Consider the following 25,643-nt stretch of genomic DNA (forward strand, 5'->3'; position numbering starts at 1 on the left):
AAAAAACAGCCTGACCAATGATGGTCAAGCTGTCTCGGAATCGTCTTTATCTTTTGCTTTTTTTGGGTCGATTTTCGTCGGTTTGTCTTTTTTCTTCTCGTCTTCGTCTTTATCTTTGCTGATTGCCGCTTGCAACTGCTCGATGGAATTTTGGATTGCTTTAATCTCCAGCTGCAAATGTTCTTTCGCTGGCGCTGTGTCTTCCTGCCATGATTGGAGGGACGCTTTCAAGCCATCCACCGCTTCAGGGACTTGAGTTTTTGACTCTTCTGTCAAGTGGTTGATCGATTCCTTCAATTCATTGATGCGTGCTTTCAGCTCGTTCATTGATTCTTTCCATTCCGAGCCGCTTGATTTGATGGAAGTGCGCAATTCCTCACCAGATTTCGGAGCGGAGAGGATGGCTGTTACGGCGCCGGCGATAAGACCGGCACCGAGACCGGCAAAAAAATTCGAAACTTTCATAAGTGTAAGCGCTCCTTTCGTATCTATCTTTCTTTTCCTTTATTTCACTTAATTAAAACATGGAATGAATCGCTATTCAATAAAAAATGCCTTTCCCTGCAAAAGGGAAAGGCATTTGACGATGAAGAGAAAATCCATAAAATATGTTTTCCGAAGCTTATCGCTCGCTTTCCGTGGGGCGGGAATCGAGCCTCCTCAACCGCTTCGCGGTCTGCGGGGTCTCTCAAACCCGCTGGTCCCACAGGAGTCGAGCGAACACTTCTCCAAACATTGGAATATCTCGTTGAACTTTTAAAGTGATGAAAGTATACATTCCTACATGCAAATAAAACAATCTTCATATAAAAAGTTCTTAAGTATTAGCGAGCCTGCGCGGCTGTGGAACTTTGGAAGTTCGAGCGCTTCATGAGCCCTGTGACAATCGGGAACATGACCGCAAAGGCAACGCCATTCATGATAGTTGCCGGAACGACGACCGTTGCAAGCAGCAGCGTGAACGGAATATCGGCGCCTAGGATGAAGATCGCGGCCGACAGGAAAATGGTTCCTGACAGTACTGTTCCAATTGCAGTGAGCGCAATACCAACCGGCAACTTGGCGGCATGCTTATTCAGTAACGACACAAGTGCGAAAAAGACGAATGCAGTGACGAATTTATCGATGATATTCGGGAAAAAGCCTCCCGGAAAGCTCGAAAACAATCCGGAAATGATTCCGGTGGTGACAGCGAGCAAAAAGACACTTTTCACGTCACGGAACAGCAAGATACCGATAAACATCATCGTCAGCATAAAGTCGGGTTTCATCCCGCCATTGATGCCCGGGATCATCACGTACAATGTCGCACCGACGCTGACAAGCAGCGCCATTAACACAAGATTTTTCGTATTCATTTCTCATCTCTCCTCAGCTCAAGCTAGTTTCTTTTTCCCGGACGTGCCCTCGTGGCCGCCGGCGAAAAACGTATTACGATCTTATCTCGTGGAGCATAGAAAATCAAGCCTCAGAGGCTAGCTTGGTTTTTACCTGTTCGGCAAGTTCCTGGATCTTCTCCGTGGTGTACTCTTTTTCTTTGGTCATCCATTTGGCGCCAAAACCATCGCTTGCACCGTAGCGCGGGATGAAATGCAAGTGGAAATGGAACACGCTTTGCCCGGCTTTTGGCCCGTTGTTGTTCAACAAATTCATGCCTTCCGGTTCGAAAGTTTCTTTGATGGCACTGGCGATCTTCGGCGCTACGCTGAACAATTGAGCAGCTTCTTCCGGCGTCATATCGTAGACAAACTCACGATGGGTTTTCGGGATTAGCAGCGTATGTCCCTTTGATAGGGGCATGATGTCCATAAAGGCATAGACATGCTCATCTTCGTACACTTTGACGCTCGGGATTTCTCCTGCAATGATTTTGCAAAAAATACAATCGCTCATAAACTCATCCTTCCTGTAATGGGTTGGCCGTTCTTTTTTCAGTTTACCATACTCAGTGAGCGAGTCATTCCACATTTCAGCTTGTCACGACCGGGTTCATGAAGCGTCCCATTTCCCGAAAGAATTCGACGCGCAGTTTTGATACAATAGTAAACGAAGAAAGAGGTGTTGTAAGTGGCAATATTGGAAGTAGAAAATTTAACGGGCGGCTATACGAGAAAGCCTGTGTTAAAAGACGTGAGTTTTTCTATAGAAAAAGGTGAATTGGTCGGTTTGATCGGCTTGAACGGGGCAGGGAAGAGTACAACCATCAAGCATATCATCGGCATCATGCAACCGAAATCCGGAACGATCCGACTCAATGGGCGGACCTTCGCGGAAGACATCGACGCTTACCGTTCCGCTTTTTCCTATATTCCGGAAACGCCTGTGCTGTATGAGGAATTGACATTGCGTGAACATCTCGAACTGACGGCGATGGCTTATGGCCTGGAGCAGGAAGTCTTCGAACAACGTTCTGCAGCTTTATTGAAGGAATTCCGCATGGAAAAGCGGCTGAAATGGTTTCCGTCCCATTTCTCAAAAGGGATGCGCCAGAAAGTCATGATCATGAGTGCTTTTCTTGTTGACCCGGATTTGTACATCATCGATGAACCATTCGTCGGGCTCGACCCGCTGGGCATCAAATCGCTGCTCGACCAGATGGAACAGCAAAAGCGCAGCGGCGCATCAGTGCTCATGTCGACCCATATCCTGTCGACGGCAGAACGCTATTGCGACCGAATCATCCTGCTACACAACGGGCGCGTGCGGGCAATCGGCACGATGCCGGAGCTGCGCCAGGCATTCGGCATGCCGGATGCCTCACTCGATGACCTGTATATTGCGATGACCGAGGATGACGACAATGAAGAACCTGCATGAAGTATGGGACAATCGGCTCCGGCGCTACACTGCTGAAGTCCAGAATTATTTAAAATTCATCGTCACCGGCCACATTGCAGTTGTCATGCTGTTCGCCATCGGGGCAGCCGGCTACGCTTACAGCGAATGGGTGCAAAATGTGCCGCCGGAATTTCCGGCAGCGCTATTGATGGCCGTGCTATTCGGGGCGCTATTGTCCTATAGCCCGCCGGTGACTTTATTGAAGCAGGCGGACGGGGTTTATTTGCTGCCTCTCGAAAGCCGGCTCGATGAATATTTGAAGCCGGCATTGCGTTGGACTTATGTGTCGCAGCTGTATTTGCCGATTGTCGTGTTCGTGGTCTCTTTGCCGCTCATCAACGCCTTATACGGCTTGCCTTCGTCTTATTTGATCGGTTTTCCGATTTTATTGCTGCTCGTAAAATGGTGGAATGTCAGGAGCGAGTTTCATTGGCGAAAAGCAAGCGAGGGCCATAAAATTTGGCTCGAGCGCGCGGTCCGGTTCCTGCTCGTTGCCGGCTTTGTGTGGTCGTATATCGACGGCTGGATTATTGTTGCGGCGGCCTTTTTGTTCGCGATGATTTTCTACGGCAAATGGCTGGAGCGCCGCGCTGCGGGAAAAGCATTCCCGTATGGGCATTTTATCGAATTGGAAGAGAACCGCATGCTGCGCTTTTACCAGTTCGCCAATTATTTCACCGACGTCCCGCATTTGAAAGGGAAGGTGAGGGAGCGCAGATGGCTCAACCCGGTTTATCGTTTGATCAAGAGCAAAGCGTCCAATGCGCACTTATATTTGGTGAGCCGGACGTTCATCCGTTCCGATGAGCTGTTCTTTTTGTGGGTGCGTTTAACGCTGATCATCCTGGTTGGAGCTTGGCTTATCCCGTTCCAAATCGCGATTGCTTTATTTGCTGGGGCATTGGCGTTCGCTTCAACGATCCAATTATGGCAAGGCTTGAATCAGTCCCAGCATTTCCGCATGGACCAATTATTTCCGCTTAGCACGCATAGCCGCGAAAAAGCGGTCTGGAATTGGGTGCTCGCCGTCCAGTTGATTCAGGCTGCAGCGGCATTGGTCTTATTGCTGGCACTCGGACAATTTGCAACAGCGCTACTTGTCACAGCAGTCATAGCTGTCGTGTCGCTTGTGACACTTGCAGGCGCCAGAAGAAAGTCAGCACAGCTCAACAACCGATAATCATCATAAAAAGGGCTGGAGAAAATTTTCATTTTCTCCAGCCCTTTGCTATGTCGTTTATTCGTGACAAGTGACCGCGGCTTTGCCGAGTGTTTTCGCGGCAATGAGCATCGCTTCTTCTTTAAAGTCGAATTTCGGGTGGTGGTGGGGATAGACTTCACCGTCCGGCATCGCGCCTGTGAAGAAGAATGTGCCTGGGATTTCCTCGAGGTAATAGGCGAAATCTTCGCCGCCCATTTGCGGCGGGCAATTGAAAACTTCCTTAACCCCCGGCACATCTTCAGCGAGGTCTCTCAGGAATTCCGTTTCCTTTTCGTGAGTGACAACCGGCGGGTAGCCCCGATGGAATTTAAAGTCGATGTCGCTATTAGTCGCGATGGCCGTACCTTTAGCGACGCGCTCCATTTCCTGCTCCATAAGGGTGCGCGTTTCTTCAGTGAAGGATCTGACTGTTCCGTTCAGTTTCGATTGGTCGGCAATGATATTGAACGGGTTCTCTGCAATGAATGATGCAATCGTCAAAACTGCGGACTCGAGCGGGTCCACACGGCGTGCGACAAGCTGCTGCAGGCTGGTCACGAGCTGTGCGCCTGTTACGACGGCATCGACAGTTTCGTGGGGCATCGCGCCGTGGCCGCCGCGCCCTTGGACAGTGATTTCAAAACGGTCCGCCGCTGCCATGATCGGGCCTGTCCGATAATCGATCCGCCCGAATGGCGTCGTCGACCAAAGATGGGTGCCGAAGATGACATCGACGCCGTCAAGCGCCCCGTCTTCGATCATCGGTTTTGCGCCGCCTGGGGCTAGCTCTTCTGCGTGCTGGTGAATGAGTACATACGTGCCAGGGAGTTCATCGCGCAAGCCGTGGAGGATTTTGCCGAGAACGAGCAAGGTCGCCGTATGGCCGTCATGGCCACAAGCATGGACCACGTTCGGGACAGTGGATTTATAGCTGGTTTCTTTCTGGTCTTGGATCGGCAGGGCATCGAAATCGGCGCGCAAGGCGACTGTCTTGCCTGGCTTCCCGCCGCGGATAGTCGCGATGACGCCATTGCCTCCGACTCCGTGACGGATATCGACACCGAGATCTTCATAGAAGTCACGGATGTACTTAGCCGTTTTGGTTTCATGGAATGATGGCTCCGGGTTCATGTGCAAGTGACGGCGGATTTCCACCATTTCAGGGTAGGCATTATCGAGTTCAGCAAAGATCTTTTCAATCATTGGATCATATCCTTCCTAATTTTCTGGATTTTCTCTAGTTTAACATAGCAAAAAACAGAACGGGGAAGCCCCGTCCTGTCAGTAAGTGAAATTCAAATATGAAGCGACAAAGTAAAGCAGGATAACCAAGATGGATGGCACGCTATATGCCCATGTGGAAGCGGTCTTCGGTCTGTAGAGCGAGAACATGACCAGCAAACTCATGACCAGTACTGCGCTTGCAATAATGAAATTGGCGCCCGAGACTTCGGCAATGATCGAGCCTTCCACATAAATCGGGTCCGACAAAGCCAAAATAACCATGTTGAAAATATTGCTTCCGAGAACAGCGCCGACCGCCATATTGACATTGGACAGTCGCAGTGCGACGAAAACCGAAATTGCTTCCGGCAGGGAAGTGGCAGCGGCCACCAGGAAACTGCCGACAAAGCTCGAGCCGATTCCTGTCACAACCGCAATTTCATCACCTGTGATGGAAAGGGCGGTCCCTGCCGCCATGATGATCACAGCCACAATCGCGAAACGGATGCCTGCGTGTTTTGGCGAAAGATGTGCGCTCGGGTTTTTAGGCGCCTTGGCATCGACCGGCTCATCATCCATATCGATTGTATCCAAGTTCGGCAATTTATTGATGATCAACATGCCGACTATATACGTTATGCCGATTGCCAGTGCATCGAGGCCGATCCCGAGGACCGTGACATCGGTGCGCAGCCATAATGCCAAGAGCAATAGCACGGTCAGGAAGATGCCGAGCAGAGAAGAGTAGGTATGGTCCTTGGAAGCGCGCTCGAGCATGCGTCTGCGGTTCAGCAGCAAATCGAATCCGGCTAAAATAAATAAGTTGAATAAATTCGAGCCGATCATATTGCCGACTGCGATATCCGCATTGCCGATGGCGGCTGCCGAGAAACTAGTGGAAATTTCTGGGAGGCTAGTGGCGCCCGCAAGCAGGAGCGTGCCGACCATCATGCCGCCCATCGCTGATTTTTCACTGATGACATCCGCATACTGGGACAATTTAATGGCGGCGAATACGGTGACAGCTGCCGCTAATAGAAAATAAATGAATACCAATAGCTATTCCTCCTAAATGGGTTTCTTCTATTATACATAAAAAACAGCCGGGTTAGCCGGCCGTTGATTACTCGTCTTCTTCAGGTTTTGCTTTATACATGGTGACATAAGAAGAACCGGAGAAGATATTAGCACGTGGTTTTTCTGCTGCTTCCTGCGGCTTCTCTGAATGCGCTTTGGCAAAAGCCTGTGATTCTTTCCATTTTTCATAGAATGCCGGTGATTCCCATTCGGTCAAGACGACATACGTGTCTGAATCGAGCGGCCGCAAGACGCGAAAAGCGACATATCCGGGTTCATTTTCGATGGCGCCGGCGCGATTCTTGAAGCGGTGTTCAAAAATAGGCCGACCTTCGTCGGCAACGGGGATGTTATTCATGACAAAAAATCCCTTTTCGCGGAATTCGCCGGTACCATCGACTACTTCGTAGCGGCGCGGCGTTTGGAAAGTGGATTTTCCTTCGGTTTCGTGCAATAGCAAAGTCGTGTTTTCGCCTTGCATGAGCACCATCGTTTCATCAGCATGCTTTTCACGCATTTTTTTCATAAAATCGTAAGTTCCTGTCGTCATATAAACATTCATTGAAAAAGCCTCCTAGTGATTGAATCCATTTTGAATTGCTACCTCACTTTTCCCTAAAATCGGATGCTTGAAACGGAAGGTGTCAAATCCGTGAAGGCATTCGGGTCTAATTTATGACAATTGCGCCTGGATTCTATACAATAAGGGACGGAGCGTCTATAGTATAGACGGATAATGAAGGATAAACTATAGCCGCAAAGACTGAAGGGATGACTAATTCATGACTTTTAATGATACGTACCTGCGCGCAGCGCGTGGAGAGAAAACCGACCATGTACCGGTATGGTATATGCGACAGGCTGGGCGTTCACAGCCGGAATACCGCAAGATCAAAGAAAAATATTCATTGGAGGAAATTACGCACCAGCCGGAACTTTGCGCTTACGTCACGAAACTGCCGGTCGACCAATACGGCGTCGACGCAGCGATTCTTTACAAAGACATCGTGACACCGCTTCCAGCAATCGGGGTGGACGTCAAGATCAAAGGCGGCGTCGGGCCGGTCATCAGCAATCCGATTCGCACAAAAGCGGACATCGACCGCCTCGGGGAAATCAATCCAGAGCAGGATGTCGACTATGTTTTAAAAACAATTAAATTGCTGACAGAAGAGCAATTGAACGTACCGCTCATCGGTTTCTCGGGCGCGCCATTCACTTTGGCGAGCTATATGATCGAAGGCGGCCCTTCGAAGAGCTATAACAAAACAAAAGCGATGATGGTATCAGAACCGGAAATGTGGTTTGCGCTCATGGACAAACTGGCAGACACGATCATTCCTTACGTGAAAGCACAGATCCACGCCGGCGCAAAAGCGATCCAGATTTTCGACTCATGGGTTGGCGCATTGAATGTGGAAGATTACCGCATTTTCATCAAGCCGGTCATGGACCGCATTTTCAAGGAAATCGGCGAAGAAGGCGTACCGATGACAATATTCGGTGTCGGCGCGAGCCATCTGGCGAACGAATGGCATGAACTGCCGGTAGATGTGGTTGGACTGGATTGGCGTTTGCCGATCACCGAAGCGCGCGAAAGAGGCTTGACGAAAGCCTTGATGGGCAACTTCGACCCGTCTTATTTGCTGGCGGATTGGTCTGTCATTGAAGAACGCACGAAAAAAATCTTGGATATGGGCATGCAAAATGATGGCTATATCTTCAACCTTGGGCATGGGGTCTTCCCGGAAGTGCAGCCGGACACGCTGAAGCGTCTGACGGCATTTGTCCATGAGTATAGTGCAGCACACAAACAACAGAACTAACAAATCTTTGACGAGGTGATTGTGATGAAAAAGACAATGGGATTATTGGTAATGGCGTATGGCACGCCGTATTCTGAAGATGACATCGAGCGCTACTACACGCATATCCGCCGCGGCCGCAAGCCGAGCGAAGAAGCGTTGCAGGATTTGAAAGACCGCTACAAAGCGATCGGCGGCATTTCACCGCTGGCTAGAATCACGGAAGACCAAGCGAATGGCTTGTGTGACCGTTTGAACGAATTGCAGGATGACATCGAGTTCAAAATGTACCTCGGCTTGAAGCATATCGAGCCATTCGTGGAAGACGGCGTGGAAGAGATGAAAAAAGACGGCATCGAAGAAGCGATTTCAATCGTCCTTGCGCCGCATTTCTCAACATTCTCCGTTAAATCTTACAACGGCCGTGCAAAAGAAACAGCCGACAAGCTTGGCATTAAGCTGACTTCAGTAGAAAGCTGGTATACAGAGCCGAAATTCATCCAATTCTGGAGCGAAAAAGTAAGCGCGGCATTTGCTGAAATGTCAGAACAAGAACGCGCGAAATCCTGCCTGATCGTCTCTGCGCATTCCTTACCGGAGAAAATTATTGCGAATGGCGACCCGTACCCAGATCAATTGAAAGAAACCGCGGACTTGATCGCCCAAGCGGCGGGCGTTGAAAACTATGAAATCGGCTGGCAAAGTGCCGGGCAGACGCCAGAGCCATGGATCGGGCCAGACGTCCAGGATTTGACGCGCGAGCTGCATGAAGAAAAAGGTTATAACTCGTTCGTCTACACGCCAGTAGGCTTTATCACCGATCATTTGGAAGTCCTGTACGATAACGACTATGAATGCAAAGTCGTCTGCGATGAAATTGGCGCGGCTTACCGCCGTCCGGAAATGCCGAACGTCGATCCATTGTTTATCGATGGTATGGCCAATGTCGTCTTGAATAAATTAAACGAAAACTGATCCTGGCGAAACCGCCTAGGATGGGAGCTTTCAAGCAATAAACCGTTAATAAAACGCCGCTCGGCAGTCAACTGCGGCGGCGTTTTATCAATGAATGGGCAGAAATTGCGGCAAGTAGGAGCAATTTCTGCCCAGCACGAGGAGGAAATCACATGAAAAAATGGATCGTTTTGCTGCTGGTGCTGCTGTTGGCGGCATGCGGCGAAGAAGATTCATCGGCTGGTGCGGGCGAAATGCCGCAGGAAGTGAAAGTCGAGTTCAATACAGAAGAAACCGCCGACCCGGGCGAAGAAGTGCTGCTATCTGCCACCATTACACAAGGCACAGAAGCGGTGGAAGATGCAGATGAAGTGGTCTTTGAAGTGTGGCAATCAGGAGCTCGCGAAAACAGCGAAATGTTGGAAGCAACTCATACGCAAGATGGCATTTATGAACATAGCTGGACTGTCGAAGAAGAAGGGCTGTATTTCATCCAAGCCCATACAACAGCCCGCCGCATGCATGTCATGCCAAAAATGGAATTGACAGCAGGCGATCCGGATCCAGAATCGATTGTGCCTGACGATAGCGAAGATTCAGATGCCATGGAGAAGATGGGGCATTGATTTTTTCCGTCCCTGCCACTGTTGCACAACAGCTGGAAGACAAGGCATAAAAAAACGGCCGGAGAATTTCTCCGGCCGTTTTGTCTGTTTAGATTTCGTTGCAGGTCTGGCAGTGATTGCCGTAGCACTCGTGCTGCTCTTCGATTTTCTCTCCGCAAGTGGCACACTGTTTCGGGGGCAAGTTCTTGAAGAATTCGACTACGTTCTCAATCATTTCTACCAGCTCCTTTTTGTTATAGTACTGTAAGTGATAAACACAGTGTATTATAACAGTTTAGATCCGTCAACCCTCAACCGTGATTATTTTTAAAAATTCCGTTAAAATAAAGACAGTCAATAGTAAAAAAGGAGAGAGATCATGTATTTCGTAGATAACAAAGGCATCACAGATCCGCGCATCAACCTTGCCATCGAGGAGTATTTATTGAAAACGATGGATGTCGACCAGAATCCATTCCTGCTGTTCTATATCAACGAACCATCCATTATCATCGGAAAAAACCAGAACACGGCAGAAGAAATCAATACCGATTATGTTGATTCGAACGGCATTCACGTCGTGCGCCGGCTTTCAGGCGGCGGGGCCGTGTATCATGACCACGGCAATCTGAACTTCAGCTTTATCACGAAGGATGACGGCAATAGTTTCCGTGATTTCCGCAAGTTCACGGAACCGGTCGTTAAAGCCTTGCAGGACATGGGCGTCAATGCTGAGCTTTCAGGGCGCAACGACTTGCTCGCAGAAGGCCGAAAGATTTCCGGCAATGCCCAGTTCGCGACAAGAGGACGCATGTTCAGCCACGGCACGTTGCTATTCGATACGAAGATGGATGAAGTTGTATCGGCTTTGAAGGTCAATAAAGAAAAAATCGAGTCGAAAGGCATCAAATCGATTCGCAGCCGCGTGGCGAACATTTCGGAATTTCTCGACCAGGAAATGTCGGTGGAACAATTCCGTGAAGCCGTGCTGCATTCAATTTTTGCTGGTGAAGAAAATGTCCGTTTCTGGGAACTCACCGATGAAGACTGGAACAATATCCATGAACTGTCGAAAGAACGATACGCGAATTGGGACTGGAACTACGGCAAATCACCGAAGTTCAATATTAAGCAATCTCACCGTTTCCCGGTTGGCGGCATCGATGTTCGCCTGCAAGTGGAAAAAGGCACCGTACAGGAAGCGCATATTTATGGCGATTTCTTCGGTGTTGGCGATGTATCAGAAATCGAACAGGCGATCACCGGCGTGAAATACGAACGCGCTGCACTTGCTGAAGCAATCGAAGAGATCGACATCCCGAAATTGCTCGGAGGGATCACGACAGAAGATTTCCTCAAGTTGATTTATTAAGATTTTCTGTAGAGCCTGCTTTCGAGCAGGCTCTTTTGTTAGAATAGAAGGAAATGGAAGGGGGAGTAAGTATGGGTGAACAGCGGATATTCATTGTCGAAGATGATGCGAAGATCGCTTCGCTATTATCGGATACATTGCGCAAATATCATTACCAGGTGGAAACTGCGAAAGACTTTGACCGCATATTGGAGGAATTCGCTGCCTTTGACCCCCATTTGATTCTTTTGGACATCAATTTGCCTTCTTATGATGGGTATTACTGGTGCCGGCAGTTGAGGCAGCAGACAACTTGCCCGATTTTGTTCATTTCTGCCAGATCAGGCGAAATGGATCAGGTGTTTGCACTTGAAAACGGCGGCGATGATTTCATTACGAAACCTTTCCACTATGAAATCGTCCTTGCAAAAATAAGAAGTCATTTAAGAAGGGCTTATGGGGAATATGCACCGAAACAAGAAGAGCGAACAGTTCGTGCAGGACGGCTCGTTTTATATATGGAGCGGCTCGAATTGCATTGCCGGGAAGCGGAAATCCCGCTCCAGAAAAAAGAAAGCACTATTTTGGAACTGTTGATTACCGCGCATCCCAAAGTGGTGACGCGTGAGCAATTGCTAGAAGAGCTATGGGATGACCAGGCGTTCGTCGATGAAAATACATTGAATGTCAATATGGCCCGCGTGCGCAAGAAGTTGACGGATTACGGCATCCAGAGTTTCATTGAAACGGTTCGCGGTGCTGGTTACCGGCTGATTCTTGGCAGGGAGGAACAATGATGCTGCGTTTATTCTTGCGTGAATACGCCGCATTTATCGTCTTTCAGATCTTGCTCGTAGGATTCATCCTCATGCTTTACTGGCTCGATGGATTCCGCAATACGGATACGGCCGTCTATTCATTCATCATCAGCTTATTGCTGTTGGCCAGTTTTCTCGGTGTCCGCTTTGCGATGCGCTACCGTTATTACGAGCGCCTGCTGAGCAACCCGCCGAATATGGAGCATGCTTTGCAGCGGGAAGGGCGTTCACCGGAAACGGTGCAGACGGAATTGTATATGCAAAAACTGTACCGCCTGTATCAATACGAAGTGCAGTCGCTTTATGCGGGGCAAACTCGCCATCTGCAATTCATCAACCAATGGGTGCACCAGATGAAGACACCGCTATCTGTCATGCACCTGTTACTGCAGGAGCCGGAAGAACTGGATAAGGCAAGCATCCGTGAAGAAGTGGATCGTTTGCGTGCAGGGCTCGACACGGTATTGATGAACGCCCGCCTCGATACATTTGAGCAGGATATGCAGATCGAGCAAGCGTCGCTGCGCGGCATGGTGTCCGAAATGGTCACGGAAAACAAACGCTTGTTCATCTCGCGCCGCGTCTATCCGGAAATCGACATCGAAGAACGCTACCAAGTGGCGACAGACCGCAAATGGATGAAATTTATCATTGGCCAATTACTGACGAATGCGGTGAAATACACATTCGAAGAAAACAAGAAACTGTATATCCGGGCCAGCTGTCTAGAAGGCACCATTACCTTATCGGTGCAGGATGAAGGCATCGGGATCCCGCCATCGGATTTGCCGCGCGTTACCAAGGCCTTCTTTACGGGAGAGAATGGGCGCCTGAGCGGCGAATCGACCGGGATGGGGCTGTATCTGGCCCAGGAAGTATGCAACCGGCTTGGGCATGAGCTGGAAATCACGTCATCGCCCGGAGAAGGGACGACCGTATCGATCGTCTTTCCTTATCAGGAACAGAATGTAGGGGGATCAACATGACCGTAGTGAAAATCGATGAAGTGACCAAAGTCTATGAAGGAAAAGTGACGCATCGCGCGTTGAACCAATTAAGCTTCGAAGTGGAAAAAGGGGAATTCCTCGCAGTGATGGGCCCTTCCGGAAGCGGCAAGACGACGCTGTTGAACTTGATATCGACAATCGATTCATTGACTTCTGGCACGATCCTCATCAATGGCATCAATCCGCATTCTTTGGATAAAGATGAGCTGCCGCTGTTTAGGCGGCGCCAGCTCGGGTTTGTGTTCCAAGATTTCAATTTGCTGCAGATGCTGACCGTGGAAGAAAATTTGGTGCTGCCGCTGACGCTTGACGGCATGCCAATCAAAGAAATGGAGAGCCGCGTCCAGGAATTGGCGGCGCGGCTCCAGTTGCAGCCGTTTCTCCATAAGAAGCCGAATGAAATTTCCGGCGGGGAAGCGCAGCGCACGGCGATCGGCCGTGCGCTCATCCATCGCCCGGCGCTCATACTCGCGGACGAACCGACCGGCAATCTCGATTCGAAAGCTTCGAAGGATGTGCTCGAGCTATTGAGCGGCTTGAGCCGCGAGGAAGGGACGACGATCATCATGGTGACGCACGACCCGATCGCTGCGAGCTATTGCGACCGTGTTCTGTTCATCAAAGACGGTGAATTCTTCAATGAAATTTATGGGGATGACCGCCGCCAAACCTTCTACCAAAAGATTCTCAACGTGTTATCTCTATTGGGAGGCTCCGTCAATGACCTTTCGCCAACTCGCCTTCCGTAACGTTTTCAGGAATTTGAGAAGCTATGCAGCCTTCCTATTGGCCAGCGTCTTTTCGGTTATGGTGTTCTTCATCTATTCGATGTTCATCTTTCATCCGTTATTCGAAGAAGAAGGTTTCCGTGTATTGGCAGTGCGCGGCATGTTCATCGCGGAAATTGTACTGTATATTTTCACGCTGTTCTTCTTGTTCTATTCCTTGAGCGCATTTTTGCAGGCGCGGACAAAAGAGTTCGGCGTCTTGATGCATCTCGGGATGAGCAAAAAGCAGCTCAATAAATTGGTTTTTTTCGAGACGATGATACTCGGCGGCCTGTCGACAGCGGCAGGGATCGTCTTCGGGTTCGCGTTCACGAAATTCTTTTTCATGGTTGGCCGCGAAATCATGCAGTTGGAGGAATTGCCGCTGTATTTCTCCTGGAAGCCATTCGTTCTGACCATTGGCGCATTTGCCAGTTTGTTCATCATCATCTCGCTCATCAGCGTGTCTTTTATCCGCACGAAGCGCGTTGTCGATTTGTTGGAGGGCTTCTGGAAAACCGAAGAGGAAGCGGCGTATTCACCGGCTTTATCGGCGTTCGGATTGGTGCTTTTGGGCGTTGCGTATTTTCTGGCGGCGACGGTGTCCGACCGTACCGTTTACATCATGGTGTTCATCGTCCCGCCGCTTGCGACGATCGGCACGTATTTGTTTTTCACGCATTCGATTCATACTTTCCTTCAATTGTATAAGAAGCGGCGCAGTATCTATTGGCACAAAACACGGCTCGTGTCGCTTGCTGAAGCGGCGGTTAAGTTAAAAGACAGCGCGCAAATGTTCTTCATCGTGACCATCGTCTCGACCGTTGCCTTTCTGACGGTCGGCACGCTTGCCTCGTTCACTTCCTATACAGCGGAGTTCCGGCAAAGCAATCCGCTCGGTTTGATTTATGTTTCTTTTGAAGGCAATTCACTCGAAGAGCAGCAACTGGACCAGTTGAGGCGTGAACTCAAACAGCAGCAGCTCGCTTACACGCTCGTGCCTTTGGAAGTGAAGCGGCAGACATCGAGCGCAAGCGGCAATGACGTCGACATCATGTCCTTGTCCCAGTTCAACCGCCTCGCCGCAGCGCTCGGCCATGAACCCGCGAGGCTTCAAACCGGCGAAGCGATGTTCGTGCCGTTTTCACAGGAATCGCTCCGTGAGCTGCAGAAAAGTTATGCAGAAACGGAATTGGTGGAAAGTGGGGTGGAGCTGACGATCGACCGGACCTATCCGCAAATCCTGTTTCCGGCGCATACCTTGAATGCCAATACGATCATTATGAACAATGAAGATTTTGCAGAAGTCGATGAACCTTTGACGGGCTATCCGCAAGGTACATCGGATTTCCGTTATTATGCCTTCCATGTGCCGGATTGGACCGAGACTGTCTCGATTGGTGAAAACGTCCGCTACCCAATCAGCGAGGCGATGGTCAGCGGAAATTTTGCCGGACTTAATTATTATTTCGAGAATCCGGGCTACGAATACCGCTGGTTCAAATCCTCTTTTGCGTTGTTATTGTTCATCGGCTTGATGGTGGCGGCTGTGTTCTTGCTGGCTGCCGGAAGTTTCATTTATTTCAAGTTGTATACCGGGCTTGAGCGCGACCGCAGGCAATACCAATTGATGGTGCGTCTCGGGATGACGGAGCGGGAACTTGGCAAAATTGTCAACCGACAGCTCGTTCCACTGTTTTTCCTGCCTTGGGCGCTCGCGCTTCTTCACAGTGCTTTTGCGTTCATTTCACTTCAAGTGGTGTGGGATGAGTTTGCGGAGCTGTCGATTTTGTCCGAGATGGCGATTGTGCTTGGCGGTTTCACGCTCATGCAGATTCTCTATTTCTTCCTGATCCGCTGGCGTTATATCGCCCATTTAAAAGCTTAGAACCCAAGCGAGCCGCCGGTGAATTCCGGCGGCTTTTTGCTGGGGATTTTTGGCGGGCAGTTGTATTGTCTGAAGATTTATTTTATAATGAAAAAAGTAAATATGAATGAGTATTCATTCAACAGAAAGAGGGATATTCAATGAATTTGGGAGAACGTGTTCACGAAATTGCACAACAGGAAGCTGGAAGAATTGCTTATACGTTCATGGGCAAAGACACGACTTACGGCGAATTTGATCAATCGGTATCGAAATTCGCAGGGGCATTGCAGGAACTCGGCGTGGAAAAAGGGGACCACGTCGCATTTTTGTTGAGCAATACCCCGCATTTTCTCATTTCACTCTATGCCACATTGCGGCTGGGCGCGACGGCTGTCCCGGTCAACCCGATTTATAGCCCGGATGAAATCGCTTACATCGTCAATAACAGCGATGCTAAAGTGGTTGTGGCGCTCGATGCCTTGCTGCCGCTTGTGGAAAAAGCCCATCAGGCCTTGCCTGCAGTGGAAACATACGTCATTTGCGAGACAGACCCATCGACTGCTGAAAAAATGGCGCAATTGCCGGAAGCTGTCAAAGGGAAAGTTCGTTCATTCACACAACTTCTTACAACTTCCAACGCATTCGATGGCACGGCTGATATTTCATCAGATGACAATGCCGTCATTCTCTATACGTCTGGGACCACCGGCAAACCGAAAGGCGCGATGCTAACCCATGGCAATCTTTATTCCAATGCCCGGGATGTCGCGGAGTATCTTCAGATCACCCCGGATGACCGTGTCGTGGCCACGCTGCCGGTGTTCCATGTGTTCGCCTTGACGGTCGTCGTCAATGCCCCGTTGATGCAAGGGGCAACGATCGTTCTCGTACCGCGCTTCACGCCGCAAGAGGTATTCGCTGCGACAAAAGCGTCACAGGCAACAGTCTTTGCAGGCGTTCCGACAATGTTCAATTTCATGTACCAATTGCCGGATGTGGATCCGGCCGACTTCGCTTCTGTACGCTTGGCGATTTCCGGCGGGTCCGCGATGCCTGTCGCATTGCTGCATAATTTCGAAGACAAATTCAATGTCCGGATTTCCGAAGGCTACGGCTTATCGGAAGCATCACCTGTTACTTGTTTCAATCCGATTGACCGCGAACGCAAAGCTGGATCGATCGGCACCTCGATCATCAATGTCGAGAACAAGGTCGTCAATGAACTTGGCGATGAAGTCCCAGTCGGGGAAGTCGGCGAGTTGATCGTCCGCGGCCCGAACGTCATGAAAGGCTATTATAAAATGCCGGAAGAAACGCAAGCTGCCATCAAAGACGGCTGGTTATATACAGGGGACCTTGCAAAGGTCGATGAAGAAGGCTATTTCTTTATCGTTGACCGCAAAAAAGACATGATCATCGTCGGCGGCTATAATGTCTATCCGCGCGAAGTCGAAGAAGTTCTATTCGCCCATCCGGCGATTGTCGAAGCGGCAGTTGTCGGCTTGCCGGATGCTGATTTCGGCGAGTCAGTCAACGCCTATGTGGTGTTGAAAGATGACGCGGTTTCCATCGATGAGCTGCAGGGATATTGTGCAGAGCATTTAGCGAAATACAAAGTGCCGCGCCATATGGAGATTCTCGATGAATTGCCGAAAAACACGACAGGCAAAATCCTGCGCCGTTCGCTGAAAGACCAAGCGGTAAAAAAATAACTATGGACCGCTTTCCGCTTTTGCCGGGAAGCGGTTTTTTATTTGCGAAAACCCGCTATCCAGGTTTTCAAAGAGCTTTCATTGAAAAGACAGACAATTACCGATATAGTGAAAGGGCAACTGTTACGATAAACGAAATAGTTATCCAGGAGGCTGAGCGTGTGTTGAAAAAAGCTGTTGAAATAGAAGATTTACTCGAATTAACTTCCGTGACCGACCCGAAGGTTTCACCCGACGGGAAACGCGCGGTATTCGTCCAAACAAAAATGGACGAAGAAGAAAATACATATTATTCGCATGTGCACCATATTTCGCTGGAAACCGGCGAGTCGATTCCTTGGACTTACGGAAAAACCCGCAATAGCCAACCAGCCTGGTCAGCAGACGGCCGCCACATCGCTTTTCTATCCGACCGCAACGACAAGAACCAATTGTATGTCCTTCCAGCAGGCGGCGGGGAAGCGCGCGCTGTGACGGATTTTGAAAAAGGGGTGAGCAGTTTCCGCTGGTCGCCTTGCAATAAGAAAATCTGGGTCAATGCGCTGGTGCAGGACGGAAAAACATTCACGGATCAAGAACCGGAAAAAGAGGACGACAAGAAAAAGCCTGAACCTTACCGCACGACGATCATGAAATACAAAATGGATGGCAGCGGGCTGGTCAAGCAGGACTACCACCGCCAAATCGGTTTTGTGGACCTGGAGACAGGAACGGTGGAGCAGTTGACGGAAGGGCCTTATCATTTTAGCTTGGAAGCCATTTCACATGACGGCACGAAAATGGTGTATGGATCGGCCAAAGAAGAAAATCAGGATTTCATTTTCCGCCAGTCGCTCTACATGCGCGATCTGGAAACGGGAGAAGAAACAGCCGTCATCGAACAAGATGGATATTACGGGGATGCCGCATTTTCCTTCGATGATGCACGCTTGGCGTTTGTCGGCCATTCACGCGCTTATGAAAATGCCACACAAGCCGACTTGTATGTGTATGAAACAGCAACTCAAACGACGCAATGCCTGACAGAAGGCATCGATGCCCCAATCGGCGATTATGTCGTCGCGGACCATCAGCAAGGCGCCCAGGCACCGGGCGTCGTCTGGACGAAAGACGACCATTTATACTTCCAGGTATCTACAGATGGCGATGTGCGCCTGTATTTTGCTTCGCTTGACGGGGCGGTGTATCCGGCTTCCCCGGAAGATGAGCATGTCTACGGCTACGATATCGCTAGAGACGGCAGCTTCGCACTTGCCGCTATCAGCAACCCCGTGTCTCCCGGAGAGCTTTACAAACTTGTCATTTCGACTGGAGAGCGCGAAGCACTGACTTCTGGCAATTCAAACTACCTAGAACAAACGGAATTGATTGCAGCGGAAAGCGTCTCGCATACAACGGAAGACGATTTTGAAATACATGGCTGGCTCATGAAGCCCCGTGGATTCGAACCGGGCGGAAAATATCCGCTCGTCGTCAATATCCACGGCGGGCCGCATGCCATGTACGCCAATACATTCGTCCATGAAATGCAATTGCTTGCAGCAAACGGCTATGGCGTCCTATACGTCAATCCGCGCGGCAGCCACGGCTATGGCCAACGCTTTGTCGATGCCGTGCGCGGCGATTACGGCGGCGGGGATTACCGCGATATCATGGGGGCGCTCGACAATGTTCTCGCAGAAAATGACTGGGTGGATACAGAGCGGCTCGGCGTAACCGGCGGCAGCTACGGCGGTTTCATGACCAACTGGATCGTCTCGCATACCGGGCGTTTTAAAGCGGCTGTGACCCAGCGTTCGATTTGCAACTGGATTTCCTTTTTCGGCGTTTCAGACATCGGCTATTATTTCAGCGAGTGGCAGCACGGAGCCGCCATGGACAATGTCGATAAGCTATGGGAGCATTCCCCGCTGAAATATGCGAAAGACATCCACACGCCGCTGCTCATTTTGCATTCGGAAAACGACCATCGCTGCCCGATCGAGCAAGGAGAGCAATTATTTGTCACGCTGAAAAGCATGCACAAGGAAACGGAATTTGTCCGTTTCCCGGAAGCGGACCATAATTTATCGCGCACCGGCAAACCGAATTTGCGTTTTGCCAGGTTGCAGGAGATTGTCGGCTGGATGGAGCGGCTGTGAATAGAAAAAAGCCAGGCGGAGATTTTTTCTCCGCCTGGCTTTTTTGATTAGCGCCCTTTGAATTCCGGTTTGCGTTTCTCGCCGAACGCGAGCAGCGCCTCAACGCGGTCCTCTGTCGGTATGGTGATTTCGTAAGCTTTCCGTTCGATTTGAAGCCCTGTTTGCATATCGGCGTTCATGCCGTGTTTAATGGCAAATTTAGCTTGCTGCAACGCGATTGGCCCGTTCGCTAAAATCGAGTCCGCAAATTCGCCTGTCATTTGCGCCAAGTCGTCTGGCGCAGCGAGGCGGGTGACGAGGCCGTAATCGAGTGCTTCTGATGATTTCAAGCGGCGCGCGGTCAAGATCAATTCCATCGCTTTCGCCTCGCCGATCAATCTCGGCAGGCGCTGCGTGCCGCCGGCGCCTGGTATGATCGCAAGGCTCGTTTCGGTCAACCCGAGCAATGTATCGTCCGCTGCGATGCGGAAATCACAAGCCAAAGCAAGCTCCATGCCGCCGCCGAACGCGTAGCCATTGATCATGGCAATTGTTGGCTGCGGCAAGTTTTCGATGGTCGTGAACACTTCACCGATTTTGTAGAGATTGCGCTTGACCTGGTCTTGCGTCAAGGTCTTGCGTTCTTTCAAGTCGGCCCCGACACTGAAAGCCTTGTCGCCAGCACCGGTGAAGACGACGACCCGAATATCGGGATTGATGCGGATCGCTTCTGCCACTTGGCCAAGTTCAGCGAGCATATCGTAATTGAATGCATTCATCGAATCCGGCCGGTTCAAAGTGATGAACGCCAAATTTCCTTTTTGTTCATAATGAATTGTTTCCATATCCATCCCCCTTTAATAATCCATCCGTTAAAAACATACCACTTTTTGGACTAATCTGTCACCAAACTCTATAATGGGAACAACAGGGGGGAGCTCATTCATGAATCAGGTTACATATCTCCGTATTTACCGCATCGTTTCCATGGCGATCCGATTTTATTTACAAATATCGCTTTTCCAAAGGCGCAATAGGGGCAAGTGGACTCCAGTCGTTGAACAGCGCTGGAATGAGCTCGTCACCCGCCAGGCAAAAGAATACAAGGAACTGGCGCTCAAGCTGGGCGGCCTGATGATCAAATTGGGCCAATTCTTGTCCACCCGTGCGGATATCATGCCGCCGAGCTTCTTGGCGGAGCTTGAGGGACTGACGGACCGTGTGCCATCCGTGCCGCGAAAAGACATCATCGAAGTGATGGAGCAGGAGTGGAATGTCGAGCATAACAATTATCTGGATGAATTATCGGATCAAGCAATCGCTTCCGCCTCCATCGGCGAGGTGTTCAAAGGCCGCTTGAAAAATGGCACCGAAGTCGCTGTCAAAGTCCAGCGCCCGGGGACCGACCGGATTATCCGCGCCGATTTCCAGGCGATGCGCATTGTCATCTGGCTGGCGAAGAAATTTACCCCGTTCACAAAGCAAGTCGACTTTGACCAATTATACGTCGAGATGACTGAAACGATTGGCGCGGAACTGAACTTCGTCCGCGAACTTCAGAACGGCCGGTCTTTTGCGGACCGCTTCGCGGAAATGAACGGCGTCCACATCCCGGTATATTACGATGAATACACGACGCGCCGCGTGTTGGTGATGGAATGGATTGAAGGCGCAAGAATCACGGACATCAGTTTTATCGAAGAGCACGGGCTCAACCGCCATGAAATTTCCGAGCGATTGTTCATCCTGTTCTTGGAGCAAGTGCTGTATGGCGGCCAGTTTCATGCCGACCCACACGGCGGCAATATCCTGTTGAAGCCAGATGGCACGATCGTGCTGATCGATTTCGGCATGATCGGAACAATCTCCGAGCGCGATTCGCAAGCGATTCTGCTGATTGCGGAAGGCATTCTGTTCAAGAATTATGAACAAGTGCTCGACGGCTTGGAGGATCTGCGTTTTCTGTTGCCGAATGCAGACCGCGATTTATTGGCGGATGCCGTTGAACGGCTCGTCGCCGCTTACGAATCGAATGAATTGATGCAGATGGACAGCTTTGTTGTCGAACGGCTATTGAAAGACATGCAGGATATTGTCCGCACGCAGCCGGTGCAGCTGCCAGCAGAATTCGCCTTTTTTGGCCGGGCGACATCGATTTTCGTCGGTGTCTTGCACGTATTGGATCCGAAAGTTGACCTTTTCGCCCTTGCGCGTCCGCGCGTCTTGGAATGGGCTTCGACTAAGCGTGAAGGGAAAGGCATTTTCGGCAAAGAAGACGTCTTCCGTTGGATCCTCAATTCCACAGGGCCGGCGAGGGCGTTCCCGAAAAAAATCATCAACTTTCTCGATGAACCGGAACGCATCCGCCATTACTTGGAGAACAAGGAAGGCCGGGAGCGCGAGCATCAGCGCAATCTGCAGAGCCGGATGTTCGCCGGCATCTTCTCGCTAGTATCGTTTTCCGGGATTTCATTATCCGTCTGGTTCTGGCACGAGCCGTTCCTATGGGTGTCGTCGGTATTTTTTGTCGGCTCGCTGTGGGCATTCCGTGCTATCCGCTAAACAAAAAATCGCCTTATCGAAATGCAGGTGTAGGGCCTGCATGCCGAAAAGGCGATTTTTTATATGTGAATAAAGGCTGCGCCGGTTCTTCCGGCATGGCAAAAAAACAATCGAAATCGTCCTTTTTTAACTGGCGGCTCTTGCAATTTCCGTATTCCCAGTTAAAATAAAAATAAGAACACTTGTTCCTATACACTAGGGGGTGAGGAAATGCCCCTGATTTCAAGGGCGGAAATAGCCGTGTTTGAGAAGCGGGTGCAATTGCCGATGGTGCTCCTCATTTTGGAACGGGATCGCGAGTGTATCCAAAAAGGGCCTTTTAAACTGAAAGCCCCCTATCTGGAATTACTGGACCGGGCGATCGAACGGGCAAAGGGCGACTTGGCCGAAACCATCGCGTTCATGAGGGCCAATGGCATGAAGGTGAGGCGGGGAAGTAAAGACGACAATTTCTCGGAATATGTATTTTGTCATGGCGGCTATGAAGACCATCGCCGCTATTTGAATATCCGGTTGAAAAATGCCGTTGAAGATCAATTGAGGCTTTATCTGACAGCAGCCGCTAAATCATTTTAATCCAGCGGCTGCTGGCTGCGAGGCGGAAACGCCCGTTTCGTCACATAATTCATCCGGTGGTTATGGACGCGTTGCGCTTTTTTGAAATAGCGGCGCAAAGATCCGGTGAACGAATGCTGGTTGCGAAGCGCAATGGGAGAGATGTCTGCAGGGACGACGACGCCATTGCTGAGCGATACCAAACTGCCTCGCCCGCTATTGTCCGCAGCGATCAAATCGATGGCATCGAAATTGAACCAGATGGAATCCTTGTTTTTCGGAGAGTGGGTAGGAAAGAAAATCAACGGATTGCCGTAATACTCACCGACAATGATTGGCGGTTTGTGTTTAACGCCAATCGCTTTTTGTGCGTAGAGCGTGGCGCTGGCGAGGGAGCCGCGATAGAAAGAGCACGATTTCGCCACAATTTTATAGACTGATTCCTCCACCAGGAATTCGCTGCGGTCTTCAATGACGCGTGTCAAGAGCCGGTGGCCGTCCATATACGGGAGCAGCGCATATGTATTGCTGCAAATTGTATAAGAGACAGGATTTTGATTCTTCTTACCCATGAATATTTACCCCCTAAATTTACTTTACATACCTCATTATAATAAAAAATGGAAAATAAACAATAAGTATTTTCCGAAAAAATTATTTTTTCAATCTCGTTGTAATTTTCAAAAAACTCTTGCTTCTTTCTTGCGCTTTCGTGTATACTAATGAAAAGCATTCGGGGTGAAGAAGAATGGAAAACTATTATTCTTATGCTGACTTCATGAAAGCGATGGCTCAAACGAAAAAGATCACGGAAGCGGAAAAGCTGCTGAATGAGATCTACCTGGATCTGTTCTTGAAGCATGTTCACCGCGAACAGCAGGAAACGCAATTGCTGGCACTTATCGACGAAGCCTTGGATCATAACGACCGCAAATCTTTTGACACATATACTGCACAGCTGCAAGAGCTGAAGCGGGAAGAAGAATGACAAAACCGCCCGGAGCAACTCCGGGCGGTTTTTTTGTGCCTTGAATTACGGCAGCTGGTCTTCACTGGACTGCGAAATTCTACCTGTAAACAAGCGATTTGCTGAATATACTTGAGAAAAAACATACGTTCGCTTTTTGTTAGGGGAATTTTAGGGCATATGTTAAAATAGAAGTAGTGAAAAATACGGGAGGACATATCCATGAAAAAGGAATTTAACCTGCAAGCCCCTTATGAACCGGCGGGCGACCAACCGGAAGCCATCACCCAATTGACCAAAGGCATCATCGACGGCAAAAGGTTCCAGACCTTGCTCGGTGCGACTGGTACGGGGAAAACCTATACGATGTCGAATGTCATTCAACAAGTGAAAAAGCCGACATTGGTCATGGCCCATAACAAGACATTGGCAGGGCAGCTCTATAGCGAGTTCAAGGAATTTTTCCCTGACAATGCCGTAGAATACTTCGTCAGCTATTACGATTATTATCAGCCTGAGGCATACGTGCCGCAGTCAGATACATTCATAGAAAAAGATGCGAGCATCAATGATGAAATCGACAAATTGCGCCACTCAGCGACCAGTTCCTTGTTCGAGCGCGATGATGTCATCGTCATCGCTTCCGTTTCCTGCATCTACGGCCTTGGGTCCCCGAAAGAATACCGGGAACTCGTCGTCTCGCTGCGCAAAGGGATGGAAATCGAACGCAACCAGCTGCTGCGCAAATTGGTAGACGTGCAGTATGAGCGCAACGACATCAATTTCATCCGCGGGACATTCCGCGTACGTGGCGATGTGGTCGAAATCTTCCCGGCTTCGCGCGATGAGCGCTGCTTGCGCGTGGAGTTTTTTGGCGATGAAATCGACCGCATACGGGAAGTCGATGCCCTGACAGGGGAAATCATCGGCGACCGCGAACACGTCGCTATTTTCCCGGCGTCCCACTTTGTTACGCGGGAAGACAAGATGGTCAGAGCCATCGAAAATATCGAAGCGGAACTGGAAGAACGCCTGAAGGAAATGCGTGCGGAAGATAAATTGCTCGAAGCGCAGCGGCTCGAGCAGCGTACGCGCTACGATTTGGAAATGATGCGCGAGATGGGCTTCTGCTCAGGCATCGAAAACTATTCACGCCATTTGACGCTGCGTCCAGCAGGCGCGCAACCTTATACATTGATCGATTACTTCCCGGACGATTTCCTGCTGGTCGTCGACGAAAGCCACGTCACGTTGCCGCAAGTGCGCGGCATGTTCAATGGTGACCAGGCGCGTAAGAAAGTGCTTGTCGACCACGGTTTCCGTTTGCCATCCGCTATGGATAACCGCCCGCTGACATTCGATGAGTTCGAAGAGCATATCGACCAAGCGGTGTTCGTTTCAGCAACGCCAGGCCCTTATGAACTCGAACATACGCCGGAAATGGTCGAGCAAATCATCCGTCCGACAGGCTTGCTTGACCCGGAAATCGAAATCAGGCCGATCGAAGGGCAAATCGATGATCTTATGGATGAAATCCAGAAGCGTAAAGAGCGCGGGGAACGCGTATTGGTCACGACCTTGACGAAGAAGATGTCGGAGGACTTGACGAACTACCTGAAAGAAGCGGGCGTCAAAGTCAATTACCTGCATTCCGAGATCAAGACGCTCGAGCGCATCGAGATCATCCGCGAATTGCGGATGGGCGTATACGATGTGCTAGTTGGCATCAACTTGCTGCGTGAAGGTCTCGATATTCCGGAAGTTTCATTGGTGACTATCCTCGACGCCGACAAAGAAGGCTTCTTGCGTTCGGAACGTTCCTTGATCCAGACGATGGGGCGTGCTGCCCGGAACGAGAACGGCCACGTCATCATGTATGCGGACCGGATCACGGATTCGATGCAGAAAGCGATCGATGAGACAACCCGACGCCGCACCATCCAGGCGGCTTATAATGAAGAACACGGCATTACGCCGGTAACCATAAAGAAAAAGATCCGCGACGTCATCCGTGCAACAGAAGCGGCGGAAGAAGCGGAAGAGTATGTCAGCAAAGCGGTCGAAGGCAAGAAACTCAAAAAAGAAGACCGCATGAAGCTCGTCACATTGCTTGAGAAGGAAATGAAAGAAGCGGCGAAAGCGCTCGATTTCGAGCGTGCCGCAGAACTGCGTGATACAGTGTTGGAATTGAAAGCGGAAGGATGATAGGA

The 25,643-nt window shown here is 50.0% G+C and carries 25 protein-coding genes; 16 read left to right on the forward strand and 9 right to left on the reverse strand.

Going from position 1 to position 25,643, the window contains the following annotated elements:
• Positions 1 to 24 precede the first annotated feature (24 nt).
• The 3 genes from G3255_RS05825 to G3255_RS05835 form a co-directional block, all read right to left on the reverse strand.
• Positions 25 to 465, reverse strand: coding sequence for a YtxH domain-containing protein (locus tag G3255_RS05825; RefSeq protein ID WP_211653678.1), 441 nt, complete (start codon positions 463 to 465; stop codon positions 25 to 27).
• Positions 466 to 824: 359 nt separating this feature from the next.
• A complete protein-coding gene (locus G3255_RS05830) occupies positions 825 to 1,358 on the reverse strand; it encodes a tryptophan transporter (protein WP_211653679.1) in 534 nt (177 codons plus the stop codon).
• Positions 1,359 to 1,461: 103 nt separating this feature from the next.
• Positions 1,462 to 1,893 (reverse strand): HIT family protein, encoded by a 432-nt coding sequence (locus tag G3255_RS05835; protein ID WP_211653680.1) that lies wholly within the window; start codon positions 1,891 to 1,893, stop codon positions 1,462 to 1,464.
• A gap of 174 nt (positions 1,894 to 2,067) precedes the next feature.
• On the opposite strand from G3255_RS05835, the gene G3255_RS05840 reads away from it, so the two are divergent.
• Both G3255_RS05840 and G3255_RS05845 read left to right on the forward strand, forming a co-directional pair.
• Entirely contained in the window at positions 2,068 to 2,817 is a 750-nt protein-coding gene (locus tag G3255_RS05840) for an ABC transporter ATP-binding protein (RefSeq protein WP_211653681.1), read from the forward strand.
• Positions 2,801 to 4,018, forward strand: coding sequence for an ABC transporter permease (locus G3255_RS05845; RefSeq protein ID WP_211653682.1), 1,218 nt, complete (start codon positions 2,801 to 2,803; stop codon positions 4,016 to 4,018). Before G3255_RS05840 ends, G3255_RS05845 begins: the two co-directional genes overlap by 17 nt.
• Before the next feature lie 57 nt (positions 4,019 to 4,075).
• Here the strand turns inward: G3255_RS05845 and G3255_RS05850 are convergent, their stop codons facing one another.
• The 3 genes from G3255_RS05850 to G3255_RS05860 all read right to left on the reverse strand — a co-directional run bounded on the left by G3255_RS05850 (position 4,076) and on the right by G3255_RS05860 (position 6,902).
• On the reverse strand, positions 4,076 to 5,242 hold the full coding sequence (locus G3255_RS05850) for a M20 metallopeptidase family protein (RefSeq protein ID WP_211653683.1): 1,167 nt from the start codon (positions 5,240 to 5,242) through the stop codon (positions 4,076 to 4,078).
• Positions 5,243 to 5,320: 78 nt separating this feature from the next.
• Entirely contained in the window at positions 5,321 to 6,319 is a 999-nt protein-coding gene (locus G3255_RS05855) for a sodium:calcium antiporter (protein WP_211653684.1), read from the reverse strand.
• A 67-nt stretch (positions 6,320 to 6,386) separates the two neighbouring features.
• Positions 6,387 to 6,902 carry an antibiotic biosynthesis monooxygenase family protein gene (locus G3255_RS05860; protein ID WP_211653685.1) on the reverse strand — a complete coding sequence of 172 codons (516 nt, stop codon included), beginning with the start codon at positions 6,900 to 6,902 and terminating at the stop codon, positions 6,387 to 6,389.
• Between the two features lie 220 nt (positions 6,903 to 7,122).
• Between G3255_RS05860 and hemE the strand changes: the two genes are divergently transcribed.
• From hemE to G3255_RS05875, 3 genes are all read left to right on the forward strand, one after another.
• Positions 7,123 to 8,166 (forward strand): uroporphyrinogen decarboxylase, encoded by a 1,044-nt coding sequence (hemE, locus tag G3255_RS05865; protein ID WP_211653686.1) that lies wholly within the window; start codon positions 7,123 to 7,125, stop codon positions 8,164 to 8,166.
• A 21-nt stretch (positions 8,167 to 8,187) separates the two neighbouring features.
• Positions 8,188 to 9,120, forward strand: a complete 933-nt coding sequence (gene hemH, locus G3255_RS05870; RefSeq protein WP_211653687.1) for a ferrochelatase — start codon at positions 8,188 to 8,190, stop codon at positions 9,118 to 9,120.
• A 152-nt stretch (positions 9,121 to 9,272) separates the two neighbouring features.
• Positions 9,273 to 9,725 carry a FixH family protein gene (locus G3255_RS05875; protein ID WP_211653688.1) on the forward strand — a complete coding sequence of 151 codons (453 nt, stop codon included), beginning with the start codon at positions 9,273 to 9,275 and terminating at the stop codon, positions 9,723 to 9,725.
• Positions 9,726 to 9,813: 88 nt separating this feature from the next.
• Here G3255_RS05875 and yhfH read toward each other — a convergent pair whose 3' ends face one another.
• A complete protein-coding gene (gene yhfH / locus G3255_RS05880; protein ID WP_083509120.1) occupies positions 9,814 to 9,939 on the reverse strand; it encodes a protein YhfH in 126 nt (41 codons plus the stop codon).
• 144 nt (positions 9,940 to 10,083) lie between these two features.
• Here yhfH and lplA point away from each other — a divergent pair, with 144 nt between their 5' ends.
• The 7 genes from lplA (at position 10,084) to G3255_RS05915 (ending at position 19,370) form a co-directional block, all read left to right on the forward strand.
• Positions 10,084 to 11,076: a lipoate--protein ligase gene (lplA, locus tag G3255_RS05885; protein WP_211653689.1), complete on the forward strand. Its 993-nt coding sequence runs from the start codon at positions 10,084 to 10,086 to the stop codon at positions 11,074 to 11,076.
• 71 nt (positions 11,077 to 11,147) lie between these two features.
• Complete coding sequence (locus G3255_RS05890) at positions 11,148 to 11,852, forward strand: response regulator transcription factor (RefSeq protein ID WP_211653690.1); 705 nt, start codon at positions 11,148 to 11,150, stop codon at positions 11,850 to 11,852.
• Entirely contained in the window at positions 11,852 to 12,859 is a 1,008-nt protein-coding gene (locus tag G3255_RS05895; protein ID WP_249222072.1) for a HAMP domain-containing histidine kinase, read from the forward strand. The genes G3255_RS05890 and G3255_RS05895 overlap by 1 nt, the downstream gene beginning before the upstream one ends.
• On the forward strand, positions 12,856 to 13,629 hold the full coding sequence (locus G3255_RS05900) for an ABC transporter ATP-binding protein (RefSeq protein ID WP_211653692.1): 774 nt from the start codon (positions 12,856 to 12,858) through the stop codon (positions 13,627 to 13,629). Before G3255_RS05895 ends, G3255_RS05900 begins: the two co-directional genes overlap by 4 nt.
• Positions 13,601 to 15,535 (forward strand): FtsX-like permease family protein, encoded by a 1,935-nt coding sequence (locus G3255_RS05905; protein ID WP_211653693.1) that lies wholly within the window; start codon positions 13,601 to 13,603, stop codon positions 15,533 to 15,535. Before G3255_RS05900 ends, G3255_RS05905 begins: the two co-directional genes overlap by 29 nt.
• 140 nt (positions 15,536 to 15,675) lie before the next feature.
• Positions 15,676 to 17,229: a fatty acid--CoA ligase family protein gene (locus tag G3255_RS05910; protein ID WP_211653694.1), complete on the forward strand. Its 1,554-nt coding sequence runs from the start codon at positions 15,676 to 15,678 to the stop codon at positions 17,227 to 17,229.
• A 161-nt stretch (positions 17,230 to 17,390) separates the two neighbouring features.
• Positions 17,391 to 19,370: a S9 family peptidase gene (locus G3255_RS05915; RefSeq protein WP_211653695.1), complete on the forward strand. Its 1,980-nt coding sequence runs from the start codon at positions 17,391 to 17,393 to the stop codon at positions 19,368 to 19,370.
• A gap of 47 nt (positions 19,371 to 19,417) precedes the next feature.
• On the opposite strand, the gene G3255_RS05920 is transcribed toward G3255_RS05915, so the two are convergent.
• Complete coding sequence (locus G3255_RS05920) at positions 19,418 to 20,194, reverse strand: enoyl-CoA hydratase-related protein (RefSeq protein WP_211653696.1); 777 nt, start codon at positions 20,192 to 20,194, stop codon at positions 19,418 to 19,420.
• Between the two features lie 100 nt (positions 20,195 to 20,294).
• On the opposite strand from G3255_RS05920, the gene G3255_RS05925 reads away from it, so the two are divergent.
• Positions 20,295 to 21,911: an ABC1 kinase family protein gene (locus tag G3255_RS05925; RefSeq protein WP_211653697.1), complete on the forward strand. Its 1,617-nt coding sequence runs from the start codon at positions 20,295 to 20,297 to the stop codon at positions 21,909 to 21,911.
• 210 nt (positions 21,912 to 22,121) lie between these two features.
• Positions 22,122 to 22,487 (forward strand): YhjD family protein, encoded by a 366-nt coding sequence (locus G3255_RS05930; protein ID WP_211653698.1) that lies wholly within the window; start codon positions 22,122 to 22,124, stop codon positions 22,485 to 22,487.
• On the opposite strand, the gene G3255_RS05935 is transcribed toward G3255_RS05930, so the two are convergent.
• Positions 22,484 to 23,038 (reverse strand): competence protein ComK, encoded by a 555-nt coding sequence (locus G3255_RS05935; RefSeq protein ID WP_211653699.1) that lies wholly within the window; start codon positions 23,036 to 23,038, stop codon positions 22,484 to 22,486. The genes G3255_RS05930 and G3255_RS05935 overlap by 4 nt on opposite strands.
• 176 nt (positions 23,039 to 23,214) lie before the next feature.
• Here G3255_RS05935 and G3255_RS05940 point away from each other — a divergent pair, with 176 nt between their 5' ends.
• Both G3255_RS05940 and uvrB read left to right on the forward strand, forming a co-directional pair.
• On the forward strand, positions 23,215 to 23,454 hold the full coding sequence (locus tag G3255_RS05940; protein WP_058381274.1) for an IDEAL domain-containing protein: 240 nt from the start codon (positions 23,215 to 23,217) through the stop codon (positions 23,452 to 23,454).
• A 201-nt stretch (positions 23,455 to 23,655) separates the two neighbouring features.
• Positions 23,656 to 25,638 (forward strand): excinuclease ABC subunit UvrB, encoded by a 1,983-nt coding sequence (gene uvrB / locus G3255_RS05945; RefSeq protein WP_211653700.1) that lies wholly within the window; start codon positions 23,656 to 23,658, stop codon positions 25,636 to 25,638.
• Positions 25,639 to 25,643: the final 5 nt, after the last annotated feature.

It is taken from the genome of Planococcus sp. MSAK28401 (assembly GCF_018283455.1).
GTDB lineage: Bacteria > Bacillota > Bacilli > Bacillales_A > Planococcaceae > Planococcus > Planococcus alpniumensis.

Excerpts from the sequence above, each read along its gene's own strand:
- G3255_RS05825 (WP_211653678.1), bottom strand. The coding sequence starts at position 465 with ATGAAAGTTTCGAATTTTTTTGCCGGTCTCGGTGCCGGTCTTATCGCC.
- G3255_RS05830 (WP_211653679.1), bottom strand. The coding sequence starts at position 1,358 with ATGAATACGAAAAATCTTGTGTTAATGGCGCTGCTTGTCAGCGTCGGT.
- G3255_RS05835 (WP_211653680.1), bottom strand. The coding sequence starts at position 1,893 with ATGAGCGATTGTATTTTTTGCAAAATCATTGCAGGAGAAATCCCGAGC.
- G3255_RS05845 (WP_211653682.1), top strand. The coding sequence starts at position 2,801 with ATGAAGAACCTGCATGAAGTATGGGACAATCGGCTCCGGCGCTACACT.
- G3255_RS05850 (WP_211653683.1), bottom strand. The coding sequence starts at position 5,242 with ATGATTGAAAAGATCTTTGCTGAACTCGATAATGCCTACCCTGAAATG.
- G3255_RS05860 (WP_211653685.1), bottom strand. The coding sequence starts at position 6,902 with ATGAATGTTTATATGACGACAGGAACTTACGATTTTATGAAAAAAATG.
- hemE (WP_211653686.1), top strand. The coding sequence starts at position 7,123 with ATGACTTTTAATGATACGTACCTGCGCGCAGCGCGTGGAGAGAAAACC.
- G3255_RS05875 (WP_211653688.1), top strand. The coding sequence starts at position 9,273 with ATGAAAAAATGGATCGTTTTGCTGCTGGTGCTGCTGTTGGCGGCATGC.
- yhfH (WP_083509120.1), bottom strand. The coding sequence starts at position 9,939 with ATGATTGAGAACGTAGTCGAATTCTTCAAGAACTTGCCCCCGAAACAG.
- lplA (WP_211653689.1), top strand. The coding sequence starts at position 10,084 with ATGTATTTCGTAGATAACAAAGGCATCACAGATCCGCGCATCAACCTT.
- G3255_RS05890 (WP_211653690.1), top strand. The coding sequence starts at position 11,148 with ATGGGTGAACAGCGGATATTCATTGTCGAAGATGATGCGAAGATCGCT.
- G3255_RS05895 (WP_249222072.1), top strand. The coding sequence starts at position 11,852 with ATGCTGCGTTTATTCTTGCGTGAATACGCCGCATTTATCGTCTTTCAG.
- G3255_RS05900 (WP_211653692.1), top strand. The coding sequence starts at position 12,856 with ATGACCGTAGTGAAAATCGATGAAGTGACCAAAGTCTATGAAGGAAAA.
- G3255_RS05905 (WP_211653693.1), top strand. The coding sequence starts at position 13,601 with ATGACCTTTCGCCAACTCGCCTTCCGTAACGTTTTCAGGAATTTGAGA.
- G3255_RS05910 (WP_211653694.1), top strand. The coding sequence starts at position 15,676 with ATGAATTTGGGAGAACGTGTTCACGAAATTGCACAACAGGAAGCTGGA.
- G3255_RS05920 (WP_211653696.1), bottom strand. The coding sequence starts at position 20,194 with ATGGAAACAATTCATTATGAACAAAAAGGAAATTTGGCGTTCATCACT.
- G3255_RS05925 (WP_211653697.1), top strand. The coding sequence starts at position 20,295 with ATGAATCAGGTTACATATCTCCGTATTTACCGCATCGTTTCCATGGCG.
- G3255_RS05930 (WP_211653698.1), top strand. The coding sequence starts at position 22,122 with ATGCCCCTGATTTCAAGGGCGGAAATAGCCGTGTTTGAGAAGCGGGTG.
- G3255_RS05935 (WP_211653699.1), bottom strand. The coding sequence starts at position 23,038 with ATGGGTAAGAAGAATCAAAATCCTGTCTCTTATACAATTTGCAGCAAT.
- G3255_RS05940 (WP_058381274.1), top strand. The coding sequence starts at position 23,215 with ATGGAAAACTATTATTCTTATGCTGACTTCATGAAAGCGATGGCTCAA.
- uvrB (WP_211653700.1), top strand. The coding sequence starts at position 23,656 with ATGAAAAAGGAATTTAACCTGCAAGCCCCTTATGAACCGGCGGGCGAC.